This window comes from Actinosynnema sp. NPDC050436, from assembly GCF_040655415.1.
GTDB lineage: Bacteria > Actinomycetota > Actinomycetes > Mycobacteriales > Pseudonocardiaceae > Actinosynnema.
Window position 1 is genome coordinate 131,905 of sequence record NZ_JBFAJV010000015.1, and the last position, 26,677, is coordinate 158,581.

Here is a 26,677-nt window from a genome sequence, read left to right on the forward strand (position 1 = left end):
ACGGCTACGGCAGCGGTTCGGCCGAGCGCAGCGCCTTCAGCGTGCGCCGGTCCATCAGCCACCCGACGGCCACCAGCACCACGGCGTACAGGGCCGCGCCCACCAGCGGCGCTTCGCGGGCCTGCGCGTCGGCGAGCCGGAGCAGGCCGTCGGAGACCAGCCTCGTCCCGACGAACAGCGCGACCACGGGCAGCACCCGGACCGGACCGCTCCGGCCGGGCAGGTGCTGCCACAGCAGGCCGACCACCGCGCCGGTGACCAGCCACCGGACCACCAGCCAGCAGGCGAGGAGCGCCGCGTCGAACAGGTACGAGGACGGCCGCTGCGCGGTGGACAGCCCGCCGACCCACTCCCCGCCGTTGAGCAGGAGGTTCACCGGCAGCCCGAGGAGCAGGGCGTAGCGGATCGCGTGCCGGGCGTTCGCCACGGGCGTCGCGCCCGGCCCGGCGGCGAGCAGCACCTCTGCCGGCGTGAGACCCGCCAGGGCGTCGGAACCCTTGCCGCGCAAGCGTTTCCCCCGACGACCCGCGCCCTCCGTGGTGAGGGCTTCGGCGACGTGGCCGCGCAGCACGTCCAGGCCCGACCGGGCGACGGTGTCCCGGACCGTCGCCCCGGTGGCGGACACCACGCGGTCCAACGGCGAGCGCAGCCGCCGGAACACCAGCAGCACGACGACCCCGACCACCGCCCACACCGGGACCGTCCAGCCCCGCAGTTGGACGCCCCAGTCCAGCACGCCGACGAAGAACAGCACGCCCGCGGTGGTCTTGAGCCACCGCACGTCCACGTGCTCGTTCTGCGCGACGTGCTGCTTCGCCAACGCCCACAACGCCACCACGGGGATCAGCAGCAGCAGGCCGGACACGTCTTCGGCCAGTTGCGCGGGGAACCGGTCGAAGGTGCAGCACACCGAGGCGGCGTCGACCGGGAAGGGCGACAGCCACCGGACCCGGCCGGTGGTCACGACGTCGGCGAACACCCGGTCCACCACCAGCAGGACCGCCACGACCGCCGCGCCGACCCAGGCCCACGGGCCGATCCGGTAGGACGACCGGAGGTGTCGCGCGGTCCCGAACGCCTGGGCCGCCCCGGCCGCGACGACCGTGCCGAGCAGCAGCACGAACGCCGCTTTCACCGTGACGGACAGGGGATTCACCGGGACTGACGACGGCCACCCCTGGTAGGTCCAGACGATCGGCAGCGCCGCGACGACCACGGCGGTGAGGAGCAACGCCGGCAGCGGACGCGGGCGCACCCGCCGGCGCACCGCGCAGAACCCGAACAGCGCCAACACGGCCAGGCCCTCCACCCACCCGACCAGCCGCCAGTCGGCGTCGGTCCCCGGAGCGCCCAGGAACACCTGCGTCGCCACGTCCGCGACCGCCACCGCGACCGCGACCACCGCGACCGGGACGACCGACCTCAGCGCTTCGGCGCGCGCCCCGGCCGGCACCGGCGACCGCCGCACCCACAGCACCAACCCCACCGCCACGACGACCTGCGACAGCCACGACAAGGCCAGCGCGAGGGCGTACCAGGGGTGGGTCACGGAGGTCGCGCCGAGCAGCACGCGGCCGTCCGGCACGAGCGTGACGGCCAGGGGACCGGCGCGGTCGGGGGTCCAGGCGGTCTCCACGGCGGTGTGCGCGGCGGGCGGCTGCTCCGGCGTGCTCGACCAGTCGGCGGGCGTGCGCACCGAGACCCGGGTCCACGTCGCGGCGGACAGCGCGGGCGGCGGCTGGAGGGTGACCTGCCACCGGTCCGGTGCGGGCGCGCTCACCCGGAAGACGCCCACCGCGAGGTCGGGCGTGCCGACGACGTCCGCGTGCACGTCGTCCACGACCTTCACCCGGTCGCCCTCCACGGTCACCGACGCCGGGGCCGCCCGGATCTCGGCGGGGCGGTCCTCCTCGCGGCCCCGGCCGAGCAGGCAGCGCAGCGCTCCCCGGTACGCCGAGTCCCCGACCGGCGCGAGCAGGGCCGGCACCAGCGGGTCGGTCGCGGGCAGGCTGATCTCCACCCGGCCGGCGACCCGGGGGAAGTCGCGCCGCGCGGCGTCCACGGTGGCCTCCGCCACGACCCGCGCGCCGGGCAGCGACCCCGGCGCGCAGGCGAAGTCGCCGTGGACCTCCCGGCCCTCCGAACCGTTGGCGACGACCAGTACCGCCGCCGCCGTGCCCGCCAGCAGCAGGCCCACCAGACCCGCCGCGACCCGCCCGCTGCCCATGCCCAGCCCCGATCTCCCCGGCCGGCGCTCGACGCACGGCAGCGGCCGGCCCCGACCGTATCGGGAGCCGGCCGCCTCGTGGTGGGGTTCAGGAGCAGTAGCTGCGGACCGCCTCCAGGACGATCCCGGCCGCCACGTCGACGACCTCCGCCGTCACGTTCAACGGGGGCATCAGGCGGATCACGCTGTCGTCCCGGCCGCCCAACTCGACGATCAGGCCCCGGCGCAGCGCGTACGACTGGACGGCCGCCGCCCGTTCGGCCGCCGGGGCACCGGTGGTCGGGTCGGCCAGCTCGACGCCCCACATCAGGCCCAGGCCCCGCACCTCGTGCACCCACGGGTTGTCGGCCAGCTCGCCCAGGCGGGCGCGCAACTGGGCGCCGCGCTCGCGGACGTTGGCCAGGACGCCGTCGCGCTCGAAGATCCGGATGGTCTCCACGCCCGCCGCGAACGCCGCCTGGTTGCCCCGGAACGTGCCGGTGTGCGCGCCGGGTGCCCACGTGTCCAGGCGCTTGTCGTAGAGGATCAGCGCCACCGGCAGCCCGATGCCGCTCAGCGCCTTCGACGCGATGATCACGTCGGGCTCGACGTCGTACTGCTCGAACGCGAACCAGGTGCCGGTCCGGCCGCAGCCGGTCTGCACCTCGTCCACCACGAGCGGGATGTCCAGCGCCCTGGTCAGCGCCCTGATCCGGCGGACGAAGTCCGGTCGCGCCGGGATCACCCCGCCCTCGCCCTGCACCAGTTCGAGCACCACGGCCGCCGGCTTCGGGATGCCGCCGTTGGGGTCCTCCAGCGCGTGTTCCAGTAGGGCCGCGCAGTTGGTCCGGCAGGTGTCCGGCCGCAGTTCGAGCGGGCACCGGGAGCAGTGCGAGTACGGGAAGAAGTGCACGCCGGGCATCCCGCCGGCGACCGGTTCCTTCTGCGACACCAGGCCGGTCAGCGCCATCGCCGCGTGGCTGGAGCCGTGGAAGCCGCCCTGGAACGACACGACCTCGCTGCGGCCGGTGGCGGTCTTGCACAGCTTGAGCGCCGCGTCCACGGCGTTCGCGCCGGTCGGCCCGCAGAAGTGGACCTTCATCCGGGACCGCAGGTCGGGCGACAGCATGGACAGCTGGGCGTCGAGGAACTCGCGCTTGGCCGGGGTGGGGAAGTCCAGCGCGTGGGTGAGCACCGACAGCCGGCCGGCCGCCGCCGCCGCGACCTCGGGGTGGTTGTGCCCCAGGGAGAGCACGCCCGCGCCGCACAGGAAGTCGATGAACACGTTGCCGTCCACGTCGCGCACGTAGCTGCCGAAGCCCTCGGCCAGCGCGATCGGCAGGCGGCGCGGGTAGCTGCGGGCGTTGGACTCCCACCGCCCCTGGTGGTCCAGGTACTCGGCCGACCTCGGGCCGGGCAGGTCGGTGGCGACCAGCGGGTAGTGTTCGGTGGTCTGCGTCATGGTTGCCTCCGCGCGGGTGGTGCCGCGCTCTCTTCGGTCAGCTCGACGGCGGGGTTGCCCCGCCACCGCGACCGGGTGGGGACGTCGGACCCCTTCATCAGGAAGGAGTCCGGCTCCAACAGGGCGTGCTCGCCGACCGTCGTCCCGTAGTGGACGAACGCGCCGGTGCACAGGGTCGCGCCCGCGCCGATCGCGACGCGGTCGGACTTGAACGCGCCGTCCTCCAGCGAGTGCGCCTGGATCACGCTGCCGGCGTTGAGCGTGCAGTCGTCGCCGATGGTGATCAGCGACTTCTCCGGGATCGAGCAGCCGTCGTCGAACACCCGCCGGCCGATCCGCACGCCCAGCAGGCGCCACAGCACGTTCTTCACCGGGGTGCCGTCGAACAGCATCAGGTAGCGCCCCGGGCTGAGCTTCCAGAACCGCTCGTGCCGCCAGAAGACCGGGTCGTAGATCGAGCAGAACCTCGGCTGCAGGCGTCGGAAGCCTTGCGAGGCCCGTTCGACGAACACCATGAACAGCGCCGAGAACAGCACGGACAGCACGAGGTTCGCCGCGGTCGCGGCCCAGCCGTAGGTGTCGTGCAGGCTGCCGGTGGCCACGCCGACCAGCACCAGCCCCAGCACCTGGAGCCAGTGCACCAGCAGGTAGAGCAGGGCGGTCGCGGTGTTGTGCCGGTTCTTCGCGCCCAGGTGCCGCCGCCGACCGCCCAGGACGTCGATCTCGGCGTCCCGCTTGACGGTGCGCGGGATCTCGAACGCGGGCGAGCCCAGCAGCCCGGTGTTCGTCCGCACCGGACCGTCCAGCGGCACCAGGACCTTCGTCGCCAGCAGGCAGTTCTCGCCCACCCGGGCCTCCGGCGGGTAGGCGATGGCGTTGCCCAGGAACGCCCTCGGCGCGACCACCACCCTCCGCACCCGGAACGACGTGCCGGAGAAGTCGGCGTTGAGCAGGGAGAGCCCGTCCGAGACCATGGTCCCGGTGCCGACCTCGCACAGGCCGGGCGACTCGTGCTTGACGTCCACGCCGAAGTTCGACCCGGTCTGCTCCACGGTGCCGAGCCGGTAGCCCAGCGCGCGCAGGTAGTGCACGATCGCCGAGCTGTCGCCGAACAGGTAGTTGAACGTCCGGACGTTGGTCAGCCGGGAAACGGCCTGGTGCAGCGAGAAGCGCAGCCCGTAGAGGGGGTGGGCCCTCCCCGGCCGGACGAACGGGGCCAGCAGCCTGGGCACGGTCAGCACCACCACGAGGGTGACCAGCAGGCCGCCGAAGTACAGCAGCGCCGAGTCGGCGAGCTGCCCCCGGTAGAACGCCCAACTGGTGAAGTCCGGCGCACCCTCGTACACCATGGCGATCACCAGGTCGGTGACGAGCAGCGACGCGGGCAGCGGGACCAGCAGCAGCACCAGGAGCTGGGCGAGGCCGTACAACGCCCGCCGCCCGCGCGGCAGCCGGGTGGTGCCCAGCGCGCGGTAGTCCACAGTGGACTTGCGCGCGGGTGTCCCGTGCCACGACTCGCCGTCCGGGACGCGTTGCCCGCCGTGCAACGACGACGCGTGACCGAGCTGGGCGTCGTCGCCGACGGCGGTGTCGACGTCGAGCACCGACATCTCGCCGACGAACGCCCGCCGGCCCAGCTCGACGCGCCCGGTCCGCAGCCGCCCGCCGCGCACCTGGTAGCCGTTGAGCCAGGAGTCCTTGCGCACCACGGCACCCGCGCCGACGGTGAGCAGGTCGGTGCAGACGGGCGGGTTGCGGGTCAGGAACAGCGCGCCCCGGCCGATCTTCGCCCCCAGCGCCCGCAGGTAGAGCACGTACAGCGGGGAGCCGGCCAGCAGCGCCGCCGGGCTGAACCGGATCAGCGCCTTCACCGTCCAGAAGCGCAGGTACGCCCAGCCCCACAACGGGATCTCCCGCTCCTTCCACCGCCCGATCAGCAGCCACTTCGCCGCGATCGGCACCAGGGCGAGGAAGGCGAACCCCAGCGAGGCCAGCTCGACCGCGCGCAGGTACAGCTCGACCGGCCCGTCCGCCGCGGCGATCCGGCCGAAGCCGGTCTCCAGCAGCGCGCCGGCGCCGCAGGCGTAGCCGAGGAACACCAGCACCTGGGCGAACCCGCACGAGAGGTACCGCCAAGTGCTGCAGGTCTGCGCCGGAGGCACGGTGAGCGATGTCGAGCCGCCGGACAGCGACGCCGCGAGCGCGCGCACCGTCGGGTGCCGGTACACGTCCCGCATCGGGATCGGCGGCAGGTCGGTGCTCTGCCGCACCTTCGCGCAGAACCTGGCCAGCAGCAACGAGTCCGCGCCCAGCTCGGTGAAGAAGTCGCTGTCCACCGACACCTCGTCCACCCGGGCGGTCTCCGCCAGGGCGCGGGCCAGCAGCCGTTCGGTGTCGTCGGCGGGCGGCACGTGCGGACGCCCGCCGGTCAGGCCGCGCCGGGTCGTCGGCGGCGGCAGGTTCCGCCGGTCCGCCTTGCCCTGCGGGGTCATCGGCACCAGGTCGAGCCGCTCCAGGTACGCGGGCACCATGTAGGCGGGCAGGCGCTCGCGCAGCACCCGGTAGATCCCCTCGGGCCCGGGGTCGGTCGCGCCCCGGCGCAGGCTGTAGTAGCCGACCAGCTCGCAGGTCGCCGGGTCGGGCCGGTGCGGCTCGACCACCGCCTGGGCCACCCCGGGCACCCGCAGCAGCACGGACTCGACCTCGGTCGGCTCCACCCGGTAGCCCCGGACCTTGACCTGCGTGTCGATCCGGCCCAGGTACTCGACCTCGCCCGCCTCGTCGATCCGGGCCAGGTCGCCGGTCCGGTAGATCCGGCCGGACGGGTTGTTCGGCAGCCCCAGGAAGTCCGGGACGAACGCGCGCGCGGTCAGGTCCGGCCGGCCGAGGTAGCCGGTGGCCAGCCCGATCCCGGCGATGCCCAGTTCGCCCGCCTCGCCGCGCTCCAGCGCGCGCGGCCCGTCCGGGTCGAGCACCACCACCGAGTACGTCGGCAGCGGCACCCCGATGGTCACCGGGCGGTCCGGCCGCACCACGGCCCACGTCGCGGTCACCGTCGCCTCGGTCGGCCCGTACACGTTGAGGAACCGCCGGCCGGGCCGGTGCCAGCGGGCGACCAGGTCCTCCGGGCACGCCTCGCCCGACACCAGCAGGAACCGCAGGTCCGGCAGGTCGCCGTCGACCGTGGCGAGCAGCGTCGGCACGCAGCACAGCGCGGTGACGCCCCGGTCCAGCAGGAACTCCCGCAGCTCGTGGCCGACCAGCGCCGCGCCCGGCGGGCGGGGCACGAGCGTCGCGCCCGACAGCAGCGGCACCCACACCTCCTCGACCGAGAAGTCGAAGGCGATCGTCATGCCCTGGTACACCCGGTCGCCGGGCTCGATGCCGTAGACCTCGGCGGCGACCCGGACGAAGTTGCAGATGGCGGCGTGCTCCACGGTCACGCCCTTGGGCCGGCCGGTCGAGCCGGAGGTGTAGACGACGTAGCACAGGTCGTCCGGCGGCACGCCCCGCTCGTCGGCGGTCAGCCGGTGCGCCGGCAGGCCCGGGTCCGCCTCGTCCGCGCAGACCGCGCCGACCGAAACCCGGTGGCGCAGCGCCGCCGTGGTCAGCACCCGGCGGATGCCCGCGTCCCGTGCGATGTAGGCCAGCCGGTCGTCCGGGAAGGCCGGGTCCAGCGGGACGTAGACCGCGCCCGCCTTGAGCACGGCCAGCACGGCGGCGTAGGTGTGCGCCGGGTCGTCGAACAGCAGGCCGACCCGGTCACCCGGCTCGACGCCCCCGGCGCGCAGGTGCCGGGCCAGCCGGTTGGCCGCGCCGTCCAGCTCGCCGAAGGTCAGCCGCAGGTCCGCCGCGTCCACCGCGAGCGCGGTGCCCATCGCGTCGCAGTGCCGCTCGAACACCTCCTCCAGCCGTTCGCCCGGACGCCAGCGGGCCTCCTGGCCGAAGCCGCCGCAGGTGAGGACCCGGCCGTCCGCGAGGACGCCGACGGGTGCGTCCCGGGGGCTCACCGCGCGGCCCCGACGGGCTCGCCGAGCCCGAACACGTCGTGCAGGCGGCGCACCGCCCGGTCGACCAGGTCCCCGGGCAGCACGACCGTCAACCGGGACGGCGAGGTGGACAGCGCGGGCACCGGGACGCCCAGCTCACCCACCGCGCGCAGCACCCCGGCCAGGTAGCCGGGGTGGTCGACCAGGCCGACGCCGACGACGGACACCGCGCCCAGGCCGGCCCGCACCGACCACGGCCCGCCCAGCTCGCGGGCGACCTCCTCGACCAGGTCGTCCAGCCGGTCGTCGCCGCCGCGCACGGTGAACCGCACCTCCCGGCCGTCCTCCCAGGTCAGCACGTCCGGGTGCAGGCCGTGCCCGACCAGCCGGGCCAGCGCGGGCGCGCACCGGTCGGCCCCCGCGCCGGCGAGGCCCAGCGCCACCAGCCGGACGTCGCGCTCGTGCGCGATCCCGACCACCCGGTGGCCCGCCTCCAGCGGTTCGGCGGCGACCGTCGTGCCCGGCACGGGCCACGCCGAGTGCACCACCCGCACCCGGACCAGGTGCCGCTGCGCGAGCGCGACCGACCTCGGGTGCAGCACCTTCGCGCCGCGCCCGGCCAGCTCGGCCATCGCGTCGTAGGGCACGGCGTCCAGCCGGGCGCTGCCGGGGACCACCCTCGGGTCGGCGGTGTGCACTCCGGGCACGTCGGTGCAGATCTCGCAGTCCGCGCTGCCCAGCGCGGCGGCCAGGGCGACCGCCGTGGTGTCCGACCCGCCACGGCCGAGCGTGAGCAGCTCGCCGTCGCGGTCGCGGCCCTGGAACCCGGCGACGACCACGACCTGCCAGCGCTCCAGCCGCTCGCGCACGCGCCGGGCGTCGACGTGTTCGATCACGCCCGCCCCGGGCCGCCCGCCCACCACGATCCCGGCCTGGTCGCCGGTCAGCGACCCGGCGGCGACCCCGCACTGGCCGAGGGCCAGCGCGAGCAGGGCGGCCGACGCCTGCTCACCGGTCGCCATGAGCTGGTCCAGCTCCCGCGCCCCGGGCTGGTCGGCGAACTCGCCCGCGAGCGCGACCAGCTCGTCGGTGGTGTCGCCCCGGGCGGACACGACCACGACCACCCGCGCGCCCCGGGCGGTGAGCGCGGCCAGCGAGCGCGCCACCTCCCGGACCTGCTCCGGGGTGGCCAGCGACGAGCCGCCGTACTTGCGCACCATGAGCCCGCCCGGCACCTCCCCGGCACCGTCCCGCCCGACGGCCTGCCAGGACTCGGCCGGGGCGGTCCCGGCCGGTTCCGACCATTTCTCGACCACTTTTTCACCCCTGATCATCCAGCTTTGATGTTCATCTGCCGAAGCGCGGGGCAGAGCCGTCCGACCGACCGCAGAGTGAATTTTCAAGCCTTCTGACCGGGTGCCCAGATAGATTAATTGCGCCTCAGGTGAAACCGGTGCGGCAAAGCTGAAGGTAGCGCAGGTTCCAGGGGTGGGACACCCCCAGAAGGTGTACAGGACCGCAGGTCGGACCTGGTATCCGACCCGCATAAGTCGTGGTGGGCTACTGTCTCGAATGAACCGAACGGGCGAGTCGGGATTCCGTGGGGTGGCTGCCGCAATCCAGCCGACTGGTCGCGCGGCTGGGCTCCGTTCGGCGTGGAATACCCCCGGTCGGTCGGGGTGCGCGGGGTTTTCCGGCAATTGTTAAGGCCCTGGTCAGTGCCGGTACCGGTGAGTCCGGGTGACCATTTTGGTCGGTTCTCCGGGTGGTCGGGCGTATTCCGTCGAGGTTTTGTCCGGTTCGACCCGGCATTGCGCACCCCGAGGTGTGCACGCACGGTCACAGGTGAGCGGTCCTCGTCCGGACCGGCTTCCGGTTCCGGACAGCGCGTCCCATGAGGACTCGTCCGCCGTCCGCCCGCACCACAGTGGACGCCGCCAACGCGGCCGTCCCACCGGGAGGTGGTCCGCCGGAGCGGACGTCCGGGTGTGATCTCCGTTGGCGGTCGGGCCGCAATCGCCACAGGTTGGCAATATGGGCACCGTGATGGTCGACGTGGGGACCGGGTTGGTGCCGGCCGCGCTCTGCGCGGTGCTGGCGGTCGGCCTGGGCGTCTTCCTGCTGGCCTGCCGGCTCGCGGCCGGTGGACCGGTGCGCGCCGCCCGGCGGACCGCGCGGTGGCGGCGGGCCGCGCCGTGGGTGCTCGCGGTCGCGGCGGTGGTGTTCGCGGTCGACGTGGGCTGGGCGCTGCTGTCCGCCTGACCGGCCCGCGCGACCACGGGAGGTGGTCGCGCGGGACCGCTGCGGAGTTCTGTCCACTGAGGACGCTGGACGCGTCCCCGGTGTCAGTGCGCGGTTTCCGGCTCGTTCAGGGAACTCGCCGAGGTGAACAGCATCCACAGCAGCGCGCCCACGACCAGGCCGCTGATGACGAACACCGGGAACACCAGGTCGAACACGCCGGTGCCCTGCGGCGCGGGGAGCTTCGCGTCCGAGACCACGTGCACGGCCGCCATGCCGGTGAAGTGCATCCCGGTCACCGCCACGCCCATGACGAGCCCGGCCACCACGCTCGCCGTCGTCGTCTTCACCACCAGGGTGAACCAGAACGCGGCGGTGGCCGCCGCGACGGCGATCACCACCGACAGCACCACGAGCGACTGCTCGTAGCCGATCTCGCCCTTGAAGCGGATCGCGGACATGCCCAGGTAGTGCATCCCGGCGACGCCGACGCCCGCGAGCACGCCGGCCAGGACCAGCCGCATCCTGGTGAACTTGACCAGGGTGACCATGGACAGGCCGATGCCCACCACGACCACGGCGACCAGCGCGGACAGCGCGGTCAGCGGCGCGGAGTACTTGATCGTCGCGCCCGGGATGTCGAAGCCCAGCATGGCGATGAAGTGCATCAGCCAGATGGCGATGCCGCCGATGGCGAAGGCGCCGAGCACGGTCCACAGGACCTTCGCGCCGCGCGCGGGCTCGCGCCGGGCCCGCGCCATGCAGGACAGGCCGATCAGCGAGCCGATGACGGACACCGCGTAGGCGAGCACCAGCGTCCACGCGCCGGAGGAGAAGTGCTGCATCGAGTCGTGGTTCACGGAGGTTGCCGATCGTCGGGGGTGCGGAGGGGGCGGAGGACCCCTGCTACCGACCCACTGTGATCGGTCACCACGCTTAATGCCAGAGCCGGTAACCCTTTTGAGGCGTATTTTGCACAACATCATCACGCTTTGTGAGCGTTACGGTACTGACCGGTGGTGGTAGCGGTCCTGGGACCGCTACCAGGGCTTCGACGCTGGTCGCAGCCGTGCGACAGGAGCGCGGTGGCAACGATCACGGCCGAAAATTCTCATTCCGGTAATTGTCCGGACGTGCGCGTTCAGCGCGGTGTGCGCCCGGTCGAGAGCCGGTCAGCGAAAGTGCGCCACGACGTCCGCCGCCGTGCACGGCACGCCGAAGTAGTCGCCCGAGCCCGCGTCCGCGCCGGCCGACCGCCACCACGACGCCTGCGCCTCGCTGCGCACGCCGTCCACCGTCACGGTCACCCCCGACGCCCGGACCGCCGACACCAGCGCCGGCACGTACTCCGCGCGGTGGTCGACCAGCCGGGCCGCCACCCGGACGCCCCGCAGCGGCAGCACGTCCAGTGCCGCCAACTCGTCCAGGCCCAGCCGGCAGTCGTGCAGTGCCGTGCCGACGCCCATGTCCGCCAGGACGGTGAGGTTGTCCACCGCCTCCGCGACCGGCAGCACGCCCACCGGCACCCCGAGCACCAGCCGGTCCGCCGGCAGCCCGGTCTCCTCCAGCACCCGCACCACCCGCGACACCAGGTCCGCGTCCCCGGACTGCACCGCCGTCAGCCCGACCACGAGCGGGGCACCCCCGCCGTCGCGCTGCCGCCACCACCGCGCCTGGCCGCCCGCCACCCGCAGCAGCCACTCGCCCAGCGGCAGCACCAAGCCGGTCTGCTCGGCCAGCTCCAGGCACGCGTCGTGCGCCAGCGGCGGTTCGCGGTCCCAGCGCAGCAGCGCCTCCACGCCCGCGACCCCGCCGGCCAGCCCGACCACCGGCCGGTAGCGCACGTCGACCTCGCCCTGCTCCCACGCGCCGGGCATTCCCACCGCCAGCGCCTGGCTGCGCCGGTCCTCCGCGTCCTGGTCGCGGTGGAACAGCTCCCACTGGCCGCGCCGCCCGGCCTTGGCCCGGCGCAGCGCCTGGTCGGCGGCCCGCAGCAGCTCGGCGGGCTCCACGTCGCGGGCCGGCCGCCGCACCACGCCGGTGCTCACCGACACGGCCAGGCCGTGCCCGTCCACGAACACCGGCTCGGCCAGCTCCTCGTTGATCGCCGACACGATGTGGGTGATGTCCGGGGTCTGCGCGGTGTTCTCCACCAGGACGCCGAACTCGTCGCCGTCGAACCGGGCCACCATCGCCCGCTCGTCGGCCAGCACCGCCTTGAGCCGCTGCGCGACGTGCACGAGCAGCCGCTCGCCCGCCCGGCTGCCGAGGCTGTTGCAGACCATGCCGTAGGCGTCCACGTCGAGGTGGAACAGCGTGACGCCGTGCACCGGGTCGGCCCGCCGCAGCGCGCTCTCCAGGTAGGTGCTGAAGTACTGCCGGTTGGGCAGCCCGGTCAGCACGTCGTGCAGCGCCTGGCGGTTCAGCTCGCCCTGCAGCAGCATCAGCTCGGTGCCGTCCTCGACCACCGTCACGAACTGGGCCGGCTCCTCGTCGGCGTCGCGCAGCAGCGAGGTGGTCAGCGTGATCCGGGCGACCTCGCCGTCGCTGCGCACCAGCCGGTGCGACTGCCGGACGCGGTCGTGGCCGCCGGCGAGCAGCAGCGCCATCGCCTCGCGCAGCGCGAACACCGAGTCCGGGTGCACCAGGTCGAACAGGGTCCGCTCGGTCAGCTCGGCGGCGGAGTGGCCGAGGATCGCGGTGATCGCCGCGTTGGCCCGCACGACGTGGCCCGCCAGGTCCACGATCAGCACGCCGCTGGTGGAGGAGGTGACCACCTCGTCGAAGCGCGCTTCGCTCTCCTGGAGCCGCCACTGGGCGTCGCGGACGGCCTTGAGCAGGGTGAGCTGCATGCTTTCCTGCTGCTCGAAGACCGCTCGGCGGTTCGCGGCGAGGAACCCGGCGGCCAGCGCGCCGAGCCCGACGGCGACGCGCTCGGCGTGGTCGGCCGGGGGTTGGAACTCGGCGAGCCCGAACAGGCCGCGCCCGAGCACGTCGGTGGTCCGGCGCAGGCCGGCCTCGTCGACGTAGCCCATGGCGACGAGCTGCTCGCCGAGTCGTTCGAGGTGTTCGGCGGCTAACGGCTCGGCGTGCAGCGCGGTGCAGATCTCGTCCAGCTTCGCGCGCAGCTCGGCGTCGAGCTGCTCCTTGGTGTGCGCCACCACCACCGCGCCGCTGAGCAGGTAGGCCCACTTGCGCGCGAGCAGATCCCGCCCCCGTTCGGGGGCCGGTGCGGACGGCGTGCCGTCCGGCCTGCGGTCTGCGTTAGGCATTCCCGTGCCCTGTTTCGATTCCGGGTTGCGCGGCAGTTTACCTACTTCGGGTCCACGCACGCTCGACCATAGGAGTGAACAAATGTCACTCGTTCGATTCGTGAACCTTGTTCGAGTAACAGTCCGTCAATTACTTTTCCGCAATTTTCGGGTTTGCGGATGTCGATCCGGTCATCCTGGACGTCGGGGGTTGACCCGACCCACGCCCGCGTAGAGCAGCATGTTCATGTCCGGCTCGTCGGAGATGTCGCCGGGGCCCTCCGGCCGCCACTCCGCGCACCCCACCAGCCCCGGTTCGACCAGCTCGAAGCCGTCGAACAGGGCGAGGATCCCGGTGTGGTCCCGGACCGTCATCCGGTCCCGGCTGCCGCTGTCCCTGATCATCTCGGCGGCGGTGTGCATGGGCCGGCCGACGTGGTCGGCGCTGACGTGGCTGGCCGCCAGGTAGCTGCCGGGCGCCAGCGCGTCCCGGTACCGGGCCACCAGCTCGCCCGGCCCCCACTCGTCCGGGATCCAGTGCAGCATCAGCATCATCAGCAGGCCGACCGGCTCGGTGAGGTCCAGCAGCTCGGCGACCTGCGGGCTGCCCAGCACGCCCTCCACGTCGCGCATGTCCGCCCGGACGATCGCCGCCCGGTCGTTGCCGGTCAGCATCAGCTCGCTGTGCGCCACCGCGATCGGGTCGCGGTCGACGTAGACCACCCGGCACGCCGGGTCCACCGCCTGGGCGACCTCGTGCACGTTCGACACGGTGGGGATGCCGGACCCGATGTCCAGGAACTGCCGGATGCCCCGGGCCGCCATGAACCGCACGGCGCGGCCGAGGAACGCCCGGTTGACCCGCGCGCCCGCCCGGAGGCCGGGCATCATCCGGTCGATCTTCAGGGCGATCTCGCGGTCGACGGCGAAGTTGTGCGCACCGCCCAGCATGAAGTCGTAAGCACGCGCGATGCTCGGCACGGAAACGTCGACGCTGTGCGGAACCCAGTCCGATCGGACCACCGCGAACACCTTCTTCGCCATTCGTGAGCACCCGATTTTAGCCATGTTCTCCGCGCTGGTCGTTGCGTCATCAGCGTGACCCCTCGTCACCCGAATGGGTACTCCCCAACTGGGCCAAATGCCTCTTAAAGTGAGCGGCCATTACCCGCCTTCCACCGAGGGGTGACAATGTCTGTCCCGGTTGCACCCGGTCGGCTGCCCCTACTTGGTCACACTGTGTCACTGCTTCGCGGGCGTGCCGAATTCACCGCCGCGCTGCGCGACCGGGGTGAGATAGTCGAGGTCGACCTCGGCCCGATTCCCACCTATTTCGTGACCAGCCCCCGCTTCACCCACCAGGTCCTGGTCACCGACGGCGCGCGCTTCCGCAAGGGCCTGCTCTTCGAGAGGTTCCGCCCGTACATGGGCAACGGCCTGGCGCTCTCCGACGGCGGCTTCCACCGCAGGCAGCGGCGGATGATGCAGCCCGCGTTCAGCCGCGAGCGCATCGCCCACTACGCCGAGGCGATGGTGCGCGCCGCGACCGACCTGGTCGACCGCTGGCGGCCCGGTGAACCCCGCGTCGTCGAGGACGACATGCAGGCGCTCGCGGTCACGGTCGTCGGCGAGACGCTGTTCTCCACCGAGATCGGGCAGCGGGCCATCGCCGAGATCCGCCGCTCGGTGTTCGACGTGATCCAGAACGGCGCCGTGCGCGCCCTGTCCCCGGCGTTCGTGTCCAAGCTGCCCATCCCGGTCAACCGGAAGTTCGACCAGGCCACCGAGCGGATGCGGGCCATCGTCCTGGAGGTCATCGCGAGCTGGCGGGCCGAGGGCGTCGACCACGGCGACCTGCTGTCCACGCTGCTGCTCGCGCACGACGAGGACACCGGCGAGGAGATGAGCGACCAGCAGGTCTTCGACGAGGTGATCACCCTGCTCACGGCGGGCATCGAGACCTCGGCCGTCGCGCTCGGCTGGCTGTTCCACGAACTCGCCCGCAACCCCGAGGTCGAGCGCCGGGTGCACGCGCAGGTGGACGAGGTGCTCGCCGGCCGGCCCGTCGCGTTCTCCGACCTGCCCCGGCTCGGCTACCTGTACCAGGTGGTCAACGAGGTGCTGCGGAAGTACCCGATCTGGATCTTGATGCGCAAGGCGGTCGAGCCGGTCGACCTCGGCGGCACCCTGCTGCCGACCGGCGCGGAGGTCATCCTCAGCCCGCACGTCGTGCACCACGACCCGGCCGTCTACCCGGACCCGGAGCGCTTCGACCCCGACCGGTGGGCCGGCAACCGGGTCGCCACCCTGCCCCGGGGCGCGTTCGTCCCGTTCGGCGGCGGCGCCCGCCAGTGCATCGGCAACGTGTTCGCGCAGACCGAGATCGTCATCGCGCTGGCCACCGTGGCGGCTCGCTGGCGGCTGGTCCAGGTGCCCGGGACGCGGGCCCGGACCAAGTTCACCACCGCCGCGTACCCGGTCGGCCTGCACATGACCCCGGTGCCGCGCCGCTGAGCGGACCGCGCCCCGCGAGCCGGTCTACGGCAGCGGGGCCGCGCCGCGCTCGGTGATCAGCTGCTTCATGTACTCGCCCTCGCTCGACTGCGACTTGAGCATGTTGTCGGCGAGCGTGCGGACCACCGGGACGCCGGCGTGCGTGGCCGCGTACTGGGCCATCGGCGCACCGCCCTGGTGGTGCCGGAGCATGAGCTGGAGGAAGTACACGTCGAAGTCGGTGCCCGACAGCGAGCGCAGCCTCGCCAGCTCCTCCGAGGTGGCCATCCCCGGCATCAGGCCGGTCCGGCCCGTTCCCGAGGACGACGAGTGGTCGTGCGAGGACGACTCCATCCACTCCATGTGGGTGTCGTCGGCCGACTGCTCCGGCGCCCCCCACAGGGAGAGCCAGCCCTTCATCCGGCCGACCTGTTCGAGCTGCGTCGACTCGATGTCGAACGCGAGCTGCCGGATTGCCGGGTCCGTCGTCTTGTCGCGCGCGGTGTTGGCCATGGTGATGCCCTGGAGGTGGTGCACCGCCATGTCCTGGGTGAAGCCGACGTCCACCGAGTCCCTGCCCGGCGTGCTCGCCGAGTCGGAGCCGGGCAGCTGGATCAGCAGCCCGACCGCCGCACCGAGCAGCAGGACCGCCACCACGGCCACCGCGACCACGACGGCCCTGGTGGCGGTGGTGCTGCCGCGCTCCTGCTGCCCGGTCTCCTCGGAGGTCAAGGTCAGCTGCTCGGCTGGGTGGTCGGCGGGGTGGCCGCGCCCGACGTGCCGCCGGTCTCGGCCTGGTCCTCGGTGCCGCCGTCCATCGGGACCGCGTCCGCGCCCGGCTTCTCGGCGACGAACGGCGGCGGGTTGTCGACGTCGAACGTGGTCGAGTCGCAGGCCGCGCCGATCTCCGGGTAGGTGTACTGGTTGCGCCGCAGCGACTGGATGAACTGGTCGACGCGCTCGTCGTCCGCGCTCTCCACCTTGAGCTGGTGGCCCCACGCCTGGAGCGACACCGGCTTGTCGAGGCCCGGGTACGGCGAGATCATCGTGTACTGCTGGCCCTCGGCCTTCTTCTGCAGCTTGGCCAGCGCGTCACCGCTGACCTGGTCCGGGTTGTAGGCGATCCAGACCGCGCCGTGCTCCAACGAGTGCACCATGTTCTCGGTGCGCACGGGCTTGGCGTAGACGATGCCGGTGCAGTTCGCCCACGCGCCGTCGTGCGGACCGCCGAAGGGCGGGGACTGGTCGTAGGCCACCCGCTGGGTCGGCTGGACGTGCTTGCCGGCCTTGTAGTCCTTCTTGATCACGCCCTGGATCTGGTCCGAGGGGTCCTTGTTCTCCTCGGACGGGTTCCACTTGGCGAGCGCGGCCTCCTGCTCGTTCTTGGCCGAGATCTGGGAGTACGCGTACCCGAACACCGTTCCCGCCAGCGCCAATACGGCGATCACCGCGATGATGGTGCCCCACGGCTTCGGCTTCTTCGCCACCACCGAGGACCGCGCCGCCGCCACGCTGGACCGCGTGGCCTTAGTCTTCTTGCCGCTGGTCATGTCCGCCTCAGGTCAGTCGTCATACGCCCATGCCGCGGGCCAGTGTAGGGAACGGGTGTCTGGTCGCCGTCAACTGCCGGTCACCCCGGGTGGTCGTTAACAGTTGCAGGTGGCGGGCCTCCCACGCCTCGGGACGCCCATCCCGCGCGAGACCAGGGGGAACGCTTCCCTAGACTTAACGGGTGACTCCCGCTGTGCTCGCTGACCTGGTCCGTGCGACGGCCGTGGACGTGCTGTCCACCCGCGGCCTCGACCCCGCCGCCCTGCCCGCGACGGTGACCATCGAGCGACCCCGCAACCCCGAGCACGGCGACTACGCCACCAACCTCGCGCTCCAGGTCGCCAAGAAGCTCGGCGTCGTCCCGCGCGACCTGGCCGGCTGGCTGGCCGACGCGCTGACCGGCACCGACGCCATCGCCTCGGTCGACGTGGCCGGCCCCGGCTTCCTCAACCTGCGGCTCGCCGCCGACGCGCAGGGCGACATCGTCCGCGAGGTGCTGGCCCGGGGCGCGGCCTACGGCCACGGCGACCGGCTGGCGGGCGTCAAGATCAACCTGGAGTTCGTCTCGGCGAACCCGACCGGCCCGATCCACCTCGGCGGCACCCGCTGGGCGGCGGTCGGCGACGCGCTCGGCCGGGTGCTCGCGGCCGGTGGCGGCGACGTGACCCGCGAGTACTACTTCAACGACGCGGGCGCGCAGATCGACCGGTTCGTCCGGTCCCTGATCGCCGCCGCGAAGGGCGAGCCCGCGCCCGAGGACGGCTACGCGGGCGGCTACATCACCGACATCGCGGCCGAGGTGCTCAAGCAGGAGCCCGGCGCGCTGTCCGCCGACGACAGCCACGAGGTGTTCCGCCGCATCGGCGTCAACCTCATGTTCGAGGAGATCAAGCGCGACCTGCACGACTTCGGCACCGACTTCGACGTGTACTTCCACGAGAACTTGCTGCACGAGTCGGGCGCGGTCGCCAAGGCCATCGAGCAGCTCAAGGCGTCCGGCGGGCTGTTCTTCGAGGACGGCGCCTGGTGGCTGCGGTCCACCGAGTACGGCGACGACAAGGACCGGGTGGTCATCAAGAGCGACGGCGACCCGGCCTACATCGCGGGCGACATCGCGTACTTCCTGGACAAGCGCTCGCGCGGGTTCGACCTGTGCATCTACATGCTGGGCGCGGACCACCACGGCTACGTCGGCCGGCTCAAGGCCGCCGCGGCGGCCGTCGGCGACGACCCGGGGACCGTCGAGGTGCTGATCGGCCAGCTCGTCAACCTGGTCAGCGACGGCAAACCGGTCCGGATGAGCAAGCGCGCCGGCACCGTGATCACCATGCAGGACCTGGTGGACGCGGTCGGCGTGGACGCCGCCCGGTACGCGATGACCCGCTCGTCGGCCGACTCGTCCCTGGACATCGACCTCGACCTGCTGCGCAAGCGCAGCAACGACAACCCGGTCTTCTACGTCCAGTACGCGCACGCCCGGCTGTCCTCCGTGCTGCGCAACGCCGCCGACCTGGGCGTCACGCCCGGCGACGCGTTCGAGCTGCTCGACCACGAGCGCGAGGGCGACCTCATCCGCACCGTGGGCGAGTTCCCCCGGGTCGTGGCCACGTCCGCCGAGCTGCGCGAGCCGCACCGCGTCGCCCGGTACCTGGAGGACCTGGCCGGCACCTACCACCGGTTCTACGAGGCCTGCCGGGTGCTGCCCCGGGGCGATGAGGAGACGACCGAGTTGCACCGCGCCCGCGTCCAGTTGTGCGCCGCCACCCGCCAGGTGTTCGGCAACGGCCTCCAGCTGCTGGGCGTGACCGCCCCGGAGCGGATGTGATGCGCGCGCACCCGGCCGGTCCCCGGCACGCCGACGTCCTGGCCCCGTCCACCACCGCCGGCAACCGCCCGGCCACGCCGGACGAGCTCGACCGGCTGCACCCGGCCGTGTGGCCGCGCAACGCCGCCCGCACCGACGCCGGCGCGGTCGAGCTGGGCGGCGTGGACGTGCGGGCGCTGGCCGAGCAGTACGGCACCCCGCTGTTCGTGATGGACGAGGCCGACTTCCGGTCCCGCTGCCGCGACCACGCCGAGGCGTTCGGCGACCCGACGCGCGTGCACTACGCGTCCAAGGCGTTCCTGTCCGTCGCGGTGGCCCGGTGGGTCGCCGAGGAGGGGCTGAGCATCGACGTGGCCAGCGGCGGCGAGCTGGCCATCGCGCTGCGCGCCGAGTTCCCGCCGGAGCGGATCGCCCTGCACGGCAACAACAAGTCGATCACCGAGCTGGTCACGGCGGTCGAGGCGGGCGTCGGCGCGGTGGTGCTCGACTCGTTCCACGAGATCGCCCGGCTGGACCAGGTCGCCCGCGAGCGCGGGGTCGTGCAGCCGGTGATGATCCGGGTCACGGTCGGCGTCGAGGCGCACACCCACGAGTTCATCGCCACCGCCCACGAGGACCAGAAGTTCGGCTTCTCGCTGTCCTCCGGCGACGCCGCCGAGGCCGCCCGCCGGGTGCTCAAGGCCGAGGGCCTGCACCTGATCGGCCTGCACAGCCACATCGGCTCGCAGATCTTCGACGCCAGCGGCTTCGAGGTGGCCGCCCGCCGGGTGATCGGCCTGCTCGCCGAGCTGCGCGACGAGCACGGCGACCAGGTGCTGGAGCACGTCACCACCGTCGACCTCGGCGGCGGCCTCGGCATCGCCTACACCCCGGACGACGACCCGCCGCCGCCCGCCGAGCTGGCCCGGCAGCTGCACAACATCGTGTCCAAGGAGTCCGAGCACGCCGGCCTGGCCGCGCCCGCCGTCGCGGTCGAGCCCGGCCGGGCGATCGTCGGCCCCGGCACGGTCACCGTCTACGAGGTCGGCACCATCAAGGACGTCCAGCTCGACGCCGGCGCGACCCGCCGGTACGTCAGCGTCGACGGCGGCATGAGCGACAACATCCGCACCGCCCTGTACGACGCCGTGTACGACTGCAAGCTGGTGTCCCGCAAGGCCGAGGACGGCGCGAAGGCCGTGCTGTGCCGGGTCGTCGGCAAGCACTGCGAGTCCGGCGACGTGGTCGTGCGCGACTGCTGGCTGCCCGACGACCTCGCGCCCGGCGACCTGATCGCGGTCGCCGCGACCGGTGCCTACTGCTACTCCATGGCCAGCGGCTACAACCGGCTGCCCCGCCCCGCGCTCGCCGCGGTCGCGGAGGGCCAGTCCCGGCTGCTGCTGCGCCGGGAGACCGAGGAAGACCTGTTCCGCCTGGAGGTATGACGTGCCTGGCCGTAAACCGATCAAAGTCGCGCTGCTCGGCTGCGGCACGGTCGGCACCGAGGTGGTCCGGCTGCTGACCGACCAGGCGGCGGACCTGACCGCGCGCGTCGGTGCCCCCGTGGAGCTGGCCGGCATCGCGGTGCGCAAGCCGAACAAGCACCGCGAGGTGCCCGCCGAACTGCTCACCACCGACGTCGACGCGCTCGTCGGGTCCGACGTCGACGTGGTGGTCGAGGTCGTGGGCGGGATCGAGCCCGCGCGGACGTGGCTGCTCAAGGCGCTCAAGGCGGGCAAGTCCGTGGTGACCGCCAACAAGGCGCTGCTGGCCGAGCACTCCGGCGAGCTGTTCGAGGCCGCCGACGCCTCCGGCGCGGACCTGTACTTCGAGGCGGCGGTGGCGGGCGCGATCCCGCTGCTGCGCCCGCTGCGCGAATCCCTGGCCGGCGACCGCATCACGCGCGTGATGGGCATCGTCAACGGCACCACCAACTTCATCCTCTCGGGGATGGACTCCACCGGCGCGGGTTACGCCGAGACGCTGGAGGAGGCCACCCGACTGGGGTACGCGGAGGCCGACCCGACCGCCGACGTGGACGGGTTCGACGCCGCGTCGAAGGCCGCCATCCTCGCGTCGCTGGCCTTCCACAGCCGGGTCACGGCCGCCGACGTGCACCGCGAGGGCATCGCCGGGGTCAGCGCCGCCGACATCGCCGCCGCCAAGGGCCTCGGCCGGACCGTGAAGCTGCTCGCCATCTGCGAGCGGGTCACCGAGGACGGTGCGGACAGCATCTCGGTCCGCGTGCACCCGGCGATGATCCCCAGGTCGCACCCGCTCGCGGGGGTGAACGGCGCCTTCAACGCGGTGTTCGTGGAAGCCGACGCGGCGGGGGAGATGATGTTCTACGGCAAGGGCGCGGGCGGTGCGCCCACGGCCAGCGCCGTGCTCGGCGACCTCGTCGCCGTGGCCCGGAACAAGGTGGTCAGCGGGCGCGGGCCGCGCGAGTCGGCGTACGCGGGCCTGCCCGTGCGGCCGATGGGCCAGGCGTCCACGAAGTACCACATCAGCCTCGACGTGGCCGACAAGCCGGGTGTGCTGTCGCAGGTCGCGGCGGTGTTCGCGGAACACGACGTGAGCATCGCGGCGGTCCGGCAGGAGGGACGGGTCGACGACGCCAGCCTGGTGATCGTCACCCACGCCGCGACGGACGCGGCACTGCGGTCGACCGTGGACAAGATCGGCGGGCTGCCCGTGGTTCGGGACGTGGTCAGCGTGATGCGGGTGGAAGGCGAGGAGTCATGACGATCCAGGCAGGCGTGCGACCGGGGTGGCCCGGCATCATCCACGCCTACGCGGACCGGATCCAGCTCCCCGACGGGGCGAAGGTCGTCACCCTGCACGAGGGCGGCACGCCCCTGGTGGCCTCGGACCACCTGTCGGACGTGACCGGCTGCCAGGTCTACGTGAAGGTCGAGGGCGCGAACCCGACCGGCTCGTTCAAGGACCGGGGCATGACCGTGGCGATGACCCACGCCCTGGCCAGCGGCATCAAGGCCGTCATCTGCGCGTCGACCGGCAACACCTCGGCCTCCGCCGCCGCCTACGCGGCCAAGGCCGGGCTCACCGCCGCCGTGCTGGTGCCGCGCGGCAAGATCGCCCTGGGCAAGCTCGCCCAGGCCGTCTCGCACGGCGCGCGCATCCTCCAGATCGACGGCAACTTCGACGACTGCCTGGAACTGGCCGCCAAGACCTCCGCCGAGTACCCGATCACCCTGGTGAACTCGGTCAACCCGGTCCGGCTGGTCGGCCAGAAGACCGCCGCGTGGGAGATCTGCGACGTGCTCGGCCGCGCGCCGGACGTGCACTGCCTGCCGGTCGGCAACGCCGGCAACATCACCGCGTACTGGCGCGGCTACTCCGACTACGCGGCGGACGGCGTGGTCGGCTCGACGCCGCGCATGTTCGGCTTCCAGGCGGCCGGGGCCGCGCCGCTCGTGCTCGGCGAGCCGGTGGCGAACCCGGAGACCATCGCCACCGCGATCCGGGTGGGCAGCCCGGCGTCCTGGACCGGCGCGGTCACCGCGAAGGAGCAGTCCGGCGGCCTGTTCGAGGCGGTCACCGACGAGAAGATCCTGGAGGCGTACCGCGCGCTGGCGAGCCGGGACGGCATCTTCGTCGAGCCCGCCTCCGCCACCAGCGTCGCGGGCCTGCTGGCCACCGCCGCCGACGGCCGCCTGCCCCGGGGCTCCCTGGTCGTCTGCACGGTCACCGGTCACGGCCTGAAGGACCCCGGCACGGCGCTGCTCGGCGTCGGCGAGGTCGAGCCGGTCCCGGTCGACCCCGGCGCGGTCGCCAGCGCGCTGGAACTGGCATGACCGGCGTCCGGGTCACCGTCCCGGCGTCCACCGCGAACCTCGGCTCCGGCTTCGACGCCCTCGGCCTGGCCCTGGGCCTGCACGACGAGGTCGAGTTCGAGGTCACCGGGTCGGGCCTGGTGGTCGAGGCGACCGGCCAGGGTGCCGCCACCGTGCCCGGTGACGAGACCCACCTGGTGGTCCGCGCCTTCCGGCGGGCCTGCGAGCACCTCGGCCTGGCTCCGGCGGGCCTGGTGCTGCGCTGCCGCAACGCCGTCCCGCACGCGCGCGGCCTCGGCTCGTCCTCGGCCGCCGTGGTCGCGGGCGTCGCCGCCGGGTACGCGCTGGCCGGGCACGAGGTGGACACGACCGCGTTGCAACTCGCCGCCGAGTTCGAGGGCCACGCCGACAACGCCGCCGCCGCGATGTTCGGCGGCGTGGCCGTCGCCTGGTCCGAGGGCGACCGCTACCGGGCGGTGCGCCTGGACCCGCACCCCGCGCTCGCGCCCGTGGTGCTGGTGCCCGAGCAGGAGTCGGCCACGCACACCACCCGGGGCCTGCTGCCGGCGACGGTGCCGCACGCCGACGCCGCGTTCGCCGCCGGCCGGTCCGCGCTGGCCGTGCACGCGCTCACCTCGGACCCCTCTCTGCTGCTGACCGCGCTGGACGACCGGCTGCACGAGCCGTACCGGGAGTCCGCCTGGCCGGCGACGTACGCGCTGGTCAGGGCGCTTCGGGAAGCCGGAGTCGCGGCGGCGGTCTCAGGTGCCGGGCCGACCGTGCTGGCGCTGCCCGAGGACGGCAAGCTCCCCGACGCGGTCGACGTGAGCGGTTTCACACCGCACCACGTCCCGGTCGACGTCGCGGGAGTGCGCGTTGCGCCACTCGGTTGAGTGATGCGACGCGCCGGGGGCCGGTTGTTGCACCTGGCCGAACCGGCGTCTACCCTCGGGGCCATCAGTCACCGCGCGCACGGGCGCCGGTGTGGTGCCCGGACACTCGCTCCGGATCGCATTCCTCCAGTGACTTGGCCCTGTGCCGTATGGACGGGGTTGGCGCTGGAAGGCACCCGCTCGCCGTGTGACCGAGAACGTCTCGTGCCGGTGGACTCCGCAACTGTGCGCGTTTTCGCGCGGGCGGAGCCCTCCGAGACGCAGGCGAACTGCCTGTCCGCATTCCGTCGGACGGCAGGTCCGCTGGGCCGCGTAGGAGGCGCGGTCCGGTCAGGAAGGACATGTGTGAGCAACACTGATGTGCTGAGCAGCGAAGCTCCTGCTGCTCCCAACGCCGCTGCCAGTTCCGGAGCCGAGGAGAACGCTCTGTCAACCCCTTCGAACGGCAGCGCCCCGCCGCGCAAGCGCGCGGGCCTCTCCGGCATGGTGCTCGCCGAACTTCGTGAACTCGCAGGTCAGCTCGGCATCACCGGCACCGCCGGTCTCCGCAAGGGCGACCTCATCGCGGCCATCAAGGAGCGTCAGGGCGGCACCTCCGGTCGGGGCAGTGCCGCGACGCCGCCGAAGGCCGAGAAGAAGGCGGCACCCGCAGCCGCCGAGAAGCCCGCTGCCGACCAGCCCGCGCCCGTGGCCGTGGCCGACAAGCCGGTGGAGAAGCCGACGCAGCAGCAGCTCGACGTGGCGGAGCGCCCCGCGCAGTCCGACGACGAGGGCAGCCGCCGGGGCAACCGCCGCCGCCGCTCCGCGAACCGCCCGTCGGGCAGCCCGGACGCGTCCGGTGCCGCGCCGACCACCGACACCCCGTCCCAGCAGCCCGAGCGCGCCCAGCAGGACCGTGGCGGTGACCAGCGCGAACAGCGCCAGGACCGCAACGACCGCAGTGAGCGGGGCGACCGCAGTGAGCGCAACGACCGGGGCGACCGCAGCGAGCGCGGCGACCGCCGCAACCGCGACCGTGACGGCCGCGACGGCCGTGGCGACCGCGACGGCCGCAACCGCGACCGGGACCGCGACCGGGGCGACCGCCAGAACGTCCAGAACGTGCCGGACGACGGCGACGACGAGGAAGGCGGTCGCCGGGGCCGCCGCTTCCGCGACCGCCGCCGGCGCGGCGGCCGTGGCGACGGCGCGGGTCCGGGCACCGACACCGAGGTGCGCGAGGACGACGTCCTGCTGCCCGTGGCGGGCATCCTCGACGTGCTGGAGAACTACGCGTTCGTCCGCACGTCCGGCTACCTGGCCGGCCCGAACGACGTCTACGTGTCGTTGTCGCTGGTCCGCAAGTACGGCCTGCGCAGGGGCGACGCCCTGATCGGCGCCGTCCGCCAGCCGCGCGAGGGCGAGCAGCAGCGCCAGAAGTTCAACCCGCTCGTCCGCGTGGACAAGATCAACGGGTTGGACCCGGAGGAGTCGAAGAACCGCCCCGACTTCACCAAGCTGACGCCGCTCTACCCGAACGAGCGCCTCCGCCTGGAGACCGAGCCGCACATCCTGACGACCCGCGTCATCGACCTGGTGATGCCGATCGGCAAGGGCCAGCGCGCGCTCGTCGTGTCCCCGCCGAAGGCCGGCAAGACGTCCGTCCTCCAGTCGATCGCCAACGCGATCACGAAGAACAACCCGGAGTGCCACCTGATGGTGGTCCTGGTGGACGAGCGCCCCGAAGAGGTCACCGACATGCAGCGCTCGGTGAAGGGCGAGGTCATCGCCTCGACCTTCGACCGGCCGCCGTCGGACCACACGACGATCTCCGAACTGGCCATCGAGCGGGCGAAGCGCCTGGTCGAGATGGGTCACGACGTGGTCGTGCTGCTCGACTCGATCACCCGCCTGGGCCGCGCCTACAACCTGGCGGCCCCCGCCAGCGGCCGGATCCTGTCCGGTGGTGTCGACTCGACGGCCCTGTACCCGCCGAAGCGCTTCCTCGGCGCGGCCCGCAACATCGAGGGCGGCGGCAGCCTCACGGTGATCGCCACGGCCCTGGTCGAAACGGGCTCGGCGGGCGACAGCGTGATCTTCGAGGAGTTCAAGGGCACCGGCAACGCGGAACTGAAGCTGGACCGCAAGATCGCCGACAAGCGCACCTTCCCCGCCGTGGACGTGGACTCGTCCGGCACGCGCAAGGAAGACCTGCTCCTGTCGCCGGACGAGCTGGCGGTCATGCACAAGCTCCGCCGAGTCCTGCACGCCTTGGACAGCCAGCAGGCCATCGACCTCCTGCTGGACCGCCTCAGGAAGAGCCGCACCAACATCGAGTTCCTGATGCAGGTGGCCAAGACGACGCCAGGCGCAGACAACGACTGAGCCAGTCCAAGAAAGGCCCGCCGGACTAGTCCGGCGGGCCTTTCGCGCACACTCCACCCACCAAGTCGTGTCATCCTTGGCGGCTCGCCCGTCCGGCGAGGACTCTTTCCTTCAGGAATCGCTCCCCAGCGGACTCCGCCGCAGTCCTCCGCCGCTCCACCACGCACAGAGCGACCAGCAGCGCCACCACCGGCACTCCCACCGCCACCACCCCCGCCACCGGCAGGTGAACGCCGTCGACCGCGACCCCCGCCGCGAGCAGCCCGGCCGGGTAGCCCCACCTCAGCCAGCGCTTCTGCCGGCGGGTCCGCCACGTCACCGTCCCGCTGACCGCCACCCCCACCGCGACCGAGGCGCCGAACAACGGGCTGGTCAGCGCGATCTCCCGAGGCGCAGCGACGAACAACCCGGCGAACCCCGTGAGGCCCAGCACAGCACTGCCGAACAGGAACGGCACCGCCAGCCACGTGCCCACCCGCAGCGGACGTCCGGAAGCGCACAGCACCCGCCAAGTTTCACGCCCGCCACCACTTTCGTGATGCCTTGAGTAGCCCAGCGGTTACCTACAGCGCCCAATGGTCAACCCCGCACGGCCAACGGTCTTCCAGCCCCCCGGCCCACCCCGT

18 protein-coding genes are annotated in these 26,677 nt (G+C 72.9%); 8 read left to right on the forward strand and 10 right to left on the reverse strand.

The features are described from left to right. Positions 1 to 4: 4 nt before the first annotated feature. The 4 genes from AB0I60_RS30105 to AB0I60_RS30120 form a co-directional block, all read right to left on the reverse strand. Positions 5 to 2,227, reverse strand: coding sequence for a DUF6185 family protein (locus AB0I60_RS30105; protein WP_360735600.1), 2,223 nt, complete (start codon positions 2,225 to 2,227; stop codon positions 5 to 7). A gap of 88 nt (positions 2,228 to 2,315) precedes the next feature. Continuing rightward, positions 2,316 to 3,668 (reverse strand): diaminobutyrate--2-oxoglutarate transaminase family protein, encoded by a 1,353-nt coding sequence (locus AB0I60_RS30110; protein ID WP_360735602.1) that lies wholly within the window; start codon positions 3,666 to 3,668, stop codon positions 2,316 to 2,318. Beyond that, positions 3,665 to 7,678, reverse strand: a complete 4,014-nt coding sequence (locus AB0I60_RS30115) for a Pls/PosA family non-ribosomal peptide synthetase (RefSeq protein ID WP_360735604.1) — start codon at positions 7,676 to 7,678, stop codon at positions 3,665 to 3,667. Before AB0I60_RS30115 ends, AB0I60_RS30110 begins: the two co-directional genes overlap by 4 nt. Then, complete coding sequence (locus AB0I60_RS30120) at positions 7,675 to 8,991, reverse strand: aspartate kinase (RefSeq protein WP_360735606.1); 1,317 nt, start codon at positions 8,989 to 8,991, stop codon at positions 7,675 to 7,677. Before AB0I60_RS30120 ends, AB0I60_RS30115 begins: the two co-directional genes overlap by 4 nt. A 700-nt stretch (positions 8,992 to 9,691) precedes the next feature. Here AB0I60_RS30120 and AB0I60_RS30125 point away from each other — a divergent pair. Further along, on the forward strand, positions 9,692 to 9,919 hold the full coding sequence (locus AB0I60_RS30125) for a hypothetical protein (RefSeq protein ID WP_360735608.1): 228 nt from the start codon (positions 9,692 to 9,694) through the stop codon (positions 9,917 to 9,919). Positions 9,920 to 10,002: 83 nt separating this feature from the next. On the opposite strand, the gene AB0I60_RS30130 is transcribed toward AB0I60_RS30125, so the two are convergent. The 3 genes from AB0I60_RS30130 to AB0I60_RS30140 form a co-directional block, all read right to left on the reverse strand. Continuing rightward, a complete protein-coding gene (locus tag AB0I60_RS30130) occupies positions 10,003 to 10,758 on the reverse strand; it encodes an MHYT domain-containing protein (protein WP_360735610.1) in 756 nt (251 codons plus the stop codon). 312 nt (positions 10,759 to 11,070) lie between these two features. After that, complete coding sequence (locus tag AB0I60_RS30135; protein ID WP_360735612.1) at positions 11,071 to 13,170, reverse strand: diguanylate cyclase; 2,100 nt, start codon at positions 13,168 to 13,170, stop codon at positions 11,071 to 11,073. A 171-nt stretch (positions 13,171 to 13,341) separates the two neighbouring features. Further along, positions 13,342 to 14,193, reverse strand: coding sequence for an SAM-dependent methyltransferase (locus tag AB0I60_RS30140; RefSeq protein WP_360735614.1), 852 nt, complete (start codon positions 14,191 to 14,193; stop codon positions 13,342 to 13,344). Between the two features lie 147 nt (positions 14,194 to 14,340). Here AB0I60_RS30140 and AB0I60_RS30145 point away from each other — a divergent pair, with 147 nt between their 5' ends. Continuing rightward, positions 14,341 to 15,663 (forward strand): cytochrome P450, encoded by a 1,323-nt coding sequence (locus tag AB0I60_RS30145; protein WP_360735616.1) that lies wholly within the window; start codon positions 14,341 to 14,343, stop codon positions 15,661 to 15,663. Between the two features lie 24 nt (positions 15,664 to 15,687). On the opposite strand, the gene AB0I60_RS30150 is transcribed toward AB0I60_RS30145, so the two are convergent. Continuing rightward, the gene (locus AB0I60_RS30150; protein ID WP_360735618.1) at positions 15,688 to 16,374 is read right to left on the reverse strand and encodes a DUF305 domain-containing protein; all 687 of its coding nucleotides are present in this window, start codon (positions 16,372 to 16,374) and stop codon (positions 15,688 to 15,690) included. 2 nt (positions 16,375 to 16,376) lie between these two features. Continuing rightward, positions 16,377 to 17,192 carry a DUF3105 domain-containing protein gene (locus tag AB0I60_RS30155; RefSeq protein ID WP_360735620.1) on the reverse strand — a complete coding sequence of 272 codons (816 nt, stop codon included), beginning with the start codon at positions 17,190 to 17,192 and terminating at the stop codon, positions 16,377 to 16,379. Positions 17,193 to 17,374: 182 nt separating this feature from the next. Between AB0I60_RS30155 and argS the strand changes: the two genes are divergently transcribed. From argS to rho, 6 genes are all read left to right on the forward strand, one after another. Beyond that, complete coding sequence (gene argS, locus AB0I60_RS30160) at positions 17,375 to 19,018, forward strand: arginine--tRNA ligase (protein ID WP_360735622.1); 1,644 nt, start codon at positions 17,375 to 17,377, stop codon at positions 19,016 to 19,018. After that, positions 19,018 to 20,442, forward strand: coding sequence for a diaminopimelate decarboxylase (gene lysA, locus AB0I60_RS30165; protein ID WP_360735624.1), 1,425 nt, complete (start codon positions 19,018 to 19,020; stop codon positions 20,440 to 20,442). Before argS ends, lysA begins: the two co-directional genes overlap by 1 nt. A 1-nt stretch (position 20,443) precedes the next feature. After that, positions 20,444 to 21,742, forward strand: coding sequence for a homoserine dehydrogenase (locus tag AB0I60_RS30170; RefSeq protein WP_360735626.1), 1,299 nt, complete (start codon positions 20,444 to 20,446; stop codon positions 21,740 to 21,742). Next, on the forward strand, positions 21,739 to 22,815 hold the full coding sequence (thrC, locus tag AB0I60_RS30175) for a threonine synthase (RefSeq protein WP_360735628.1): 1,077 nt from the start codon (positions 21,739 to 21,741) through the stop codon (positions 22,813 to 22,815). The genes AB0I60_RS30170 and thrC overlap by 4 nt, the downstream gene beginning before the upstream one ends. Further along, a complete protein-coding gene (gene thrB / locus AB0I60_RS30180; RefSeq protein ID WP_360735630.1) occupies positions 22,812 to 23,687 on the forward strand; it encodes a homoserine kinase in 876 nt (291 codons plus the stop codon). The genes thrC and thrB overlap by 4 nt, the downstream gene beginning before the upstream one ends. 345 nt (positions 23,688 to 24,032) lie before the next feature. Beyond that, positions 24,033 to 26,051 (forward strand): transcription termination factor Rho, encoded by a 2,019-nt coding sequence (gene rho / locus AB0I60_RS30185; RefSeq protein ID WP_360735632.1) that lies wholly within the window; start codon positions 24,033 to 24,035, stop codon positions 26,049 to 26,051. 70 nt (positions 26,052 to 26,121) lie between these two features. Here rho and AB0I60_RS30190 read toward each other — a convergent pair whose 3' ends face one another. Continuing rightward, positions 26,122 to 26,556, reverse strand: a complete 435-nt coding sequence (locus AB0I60_RS30190) for a hypothetical protein (protein ID WP_360735634.1) — start codon at positions 26,554 to 26,556, stop codon at positions 26,122 to 26,124. Positions 26,557 to 26,677 lie beyond the last annotated feature (121 nt).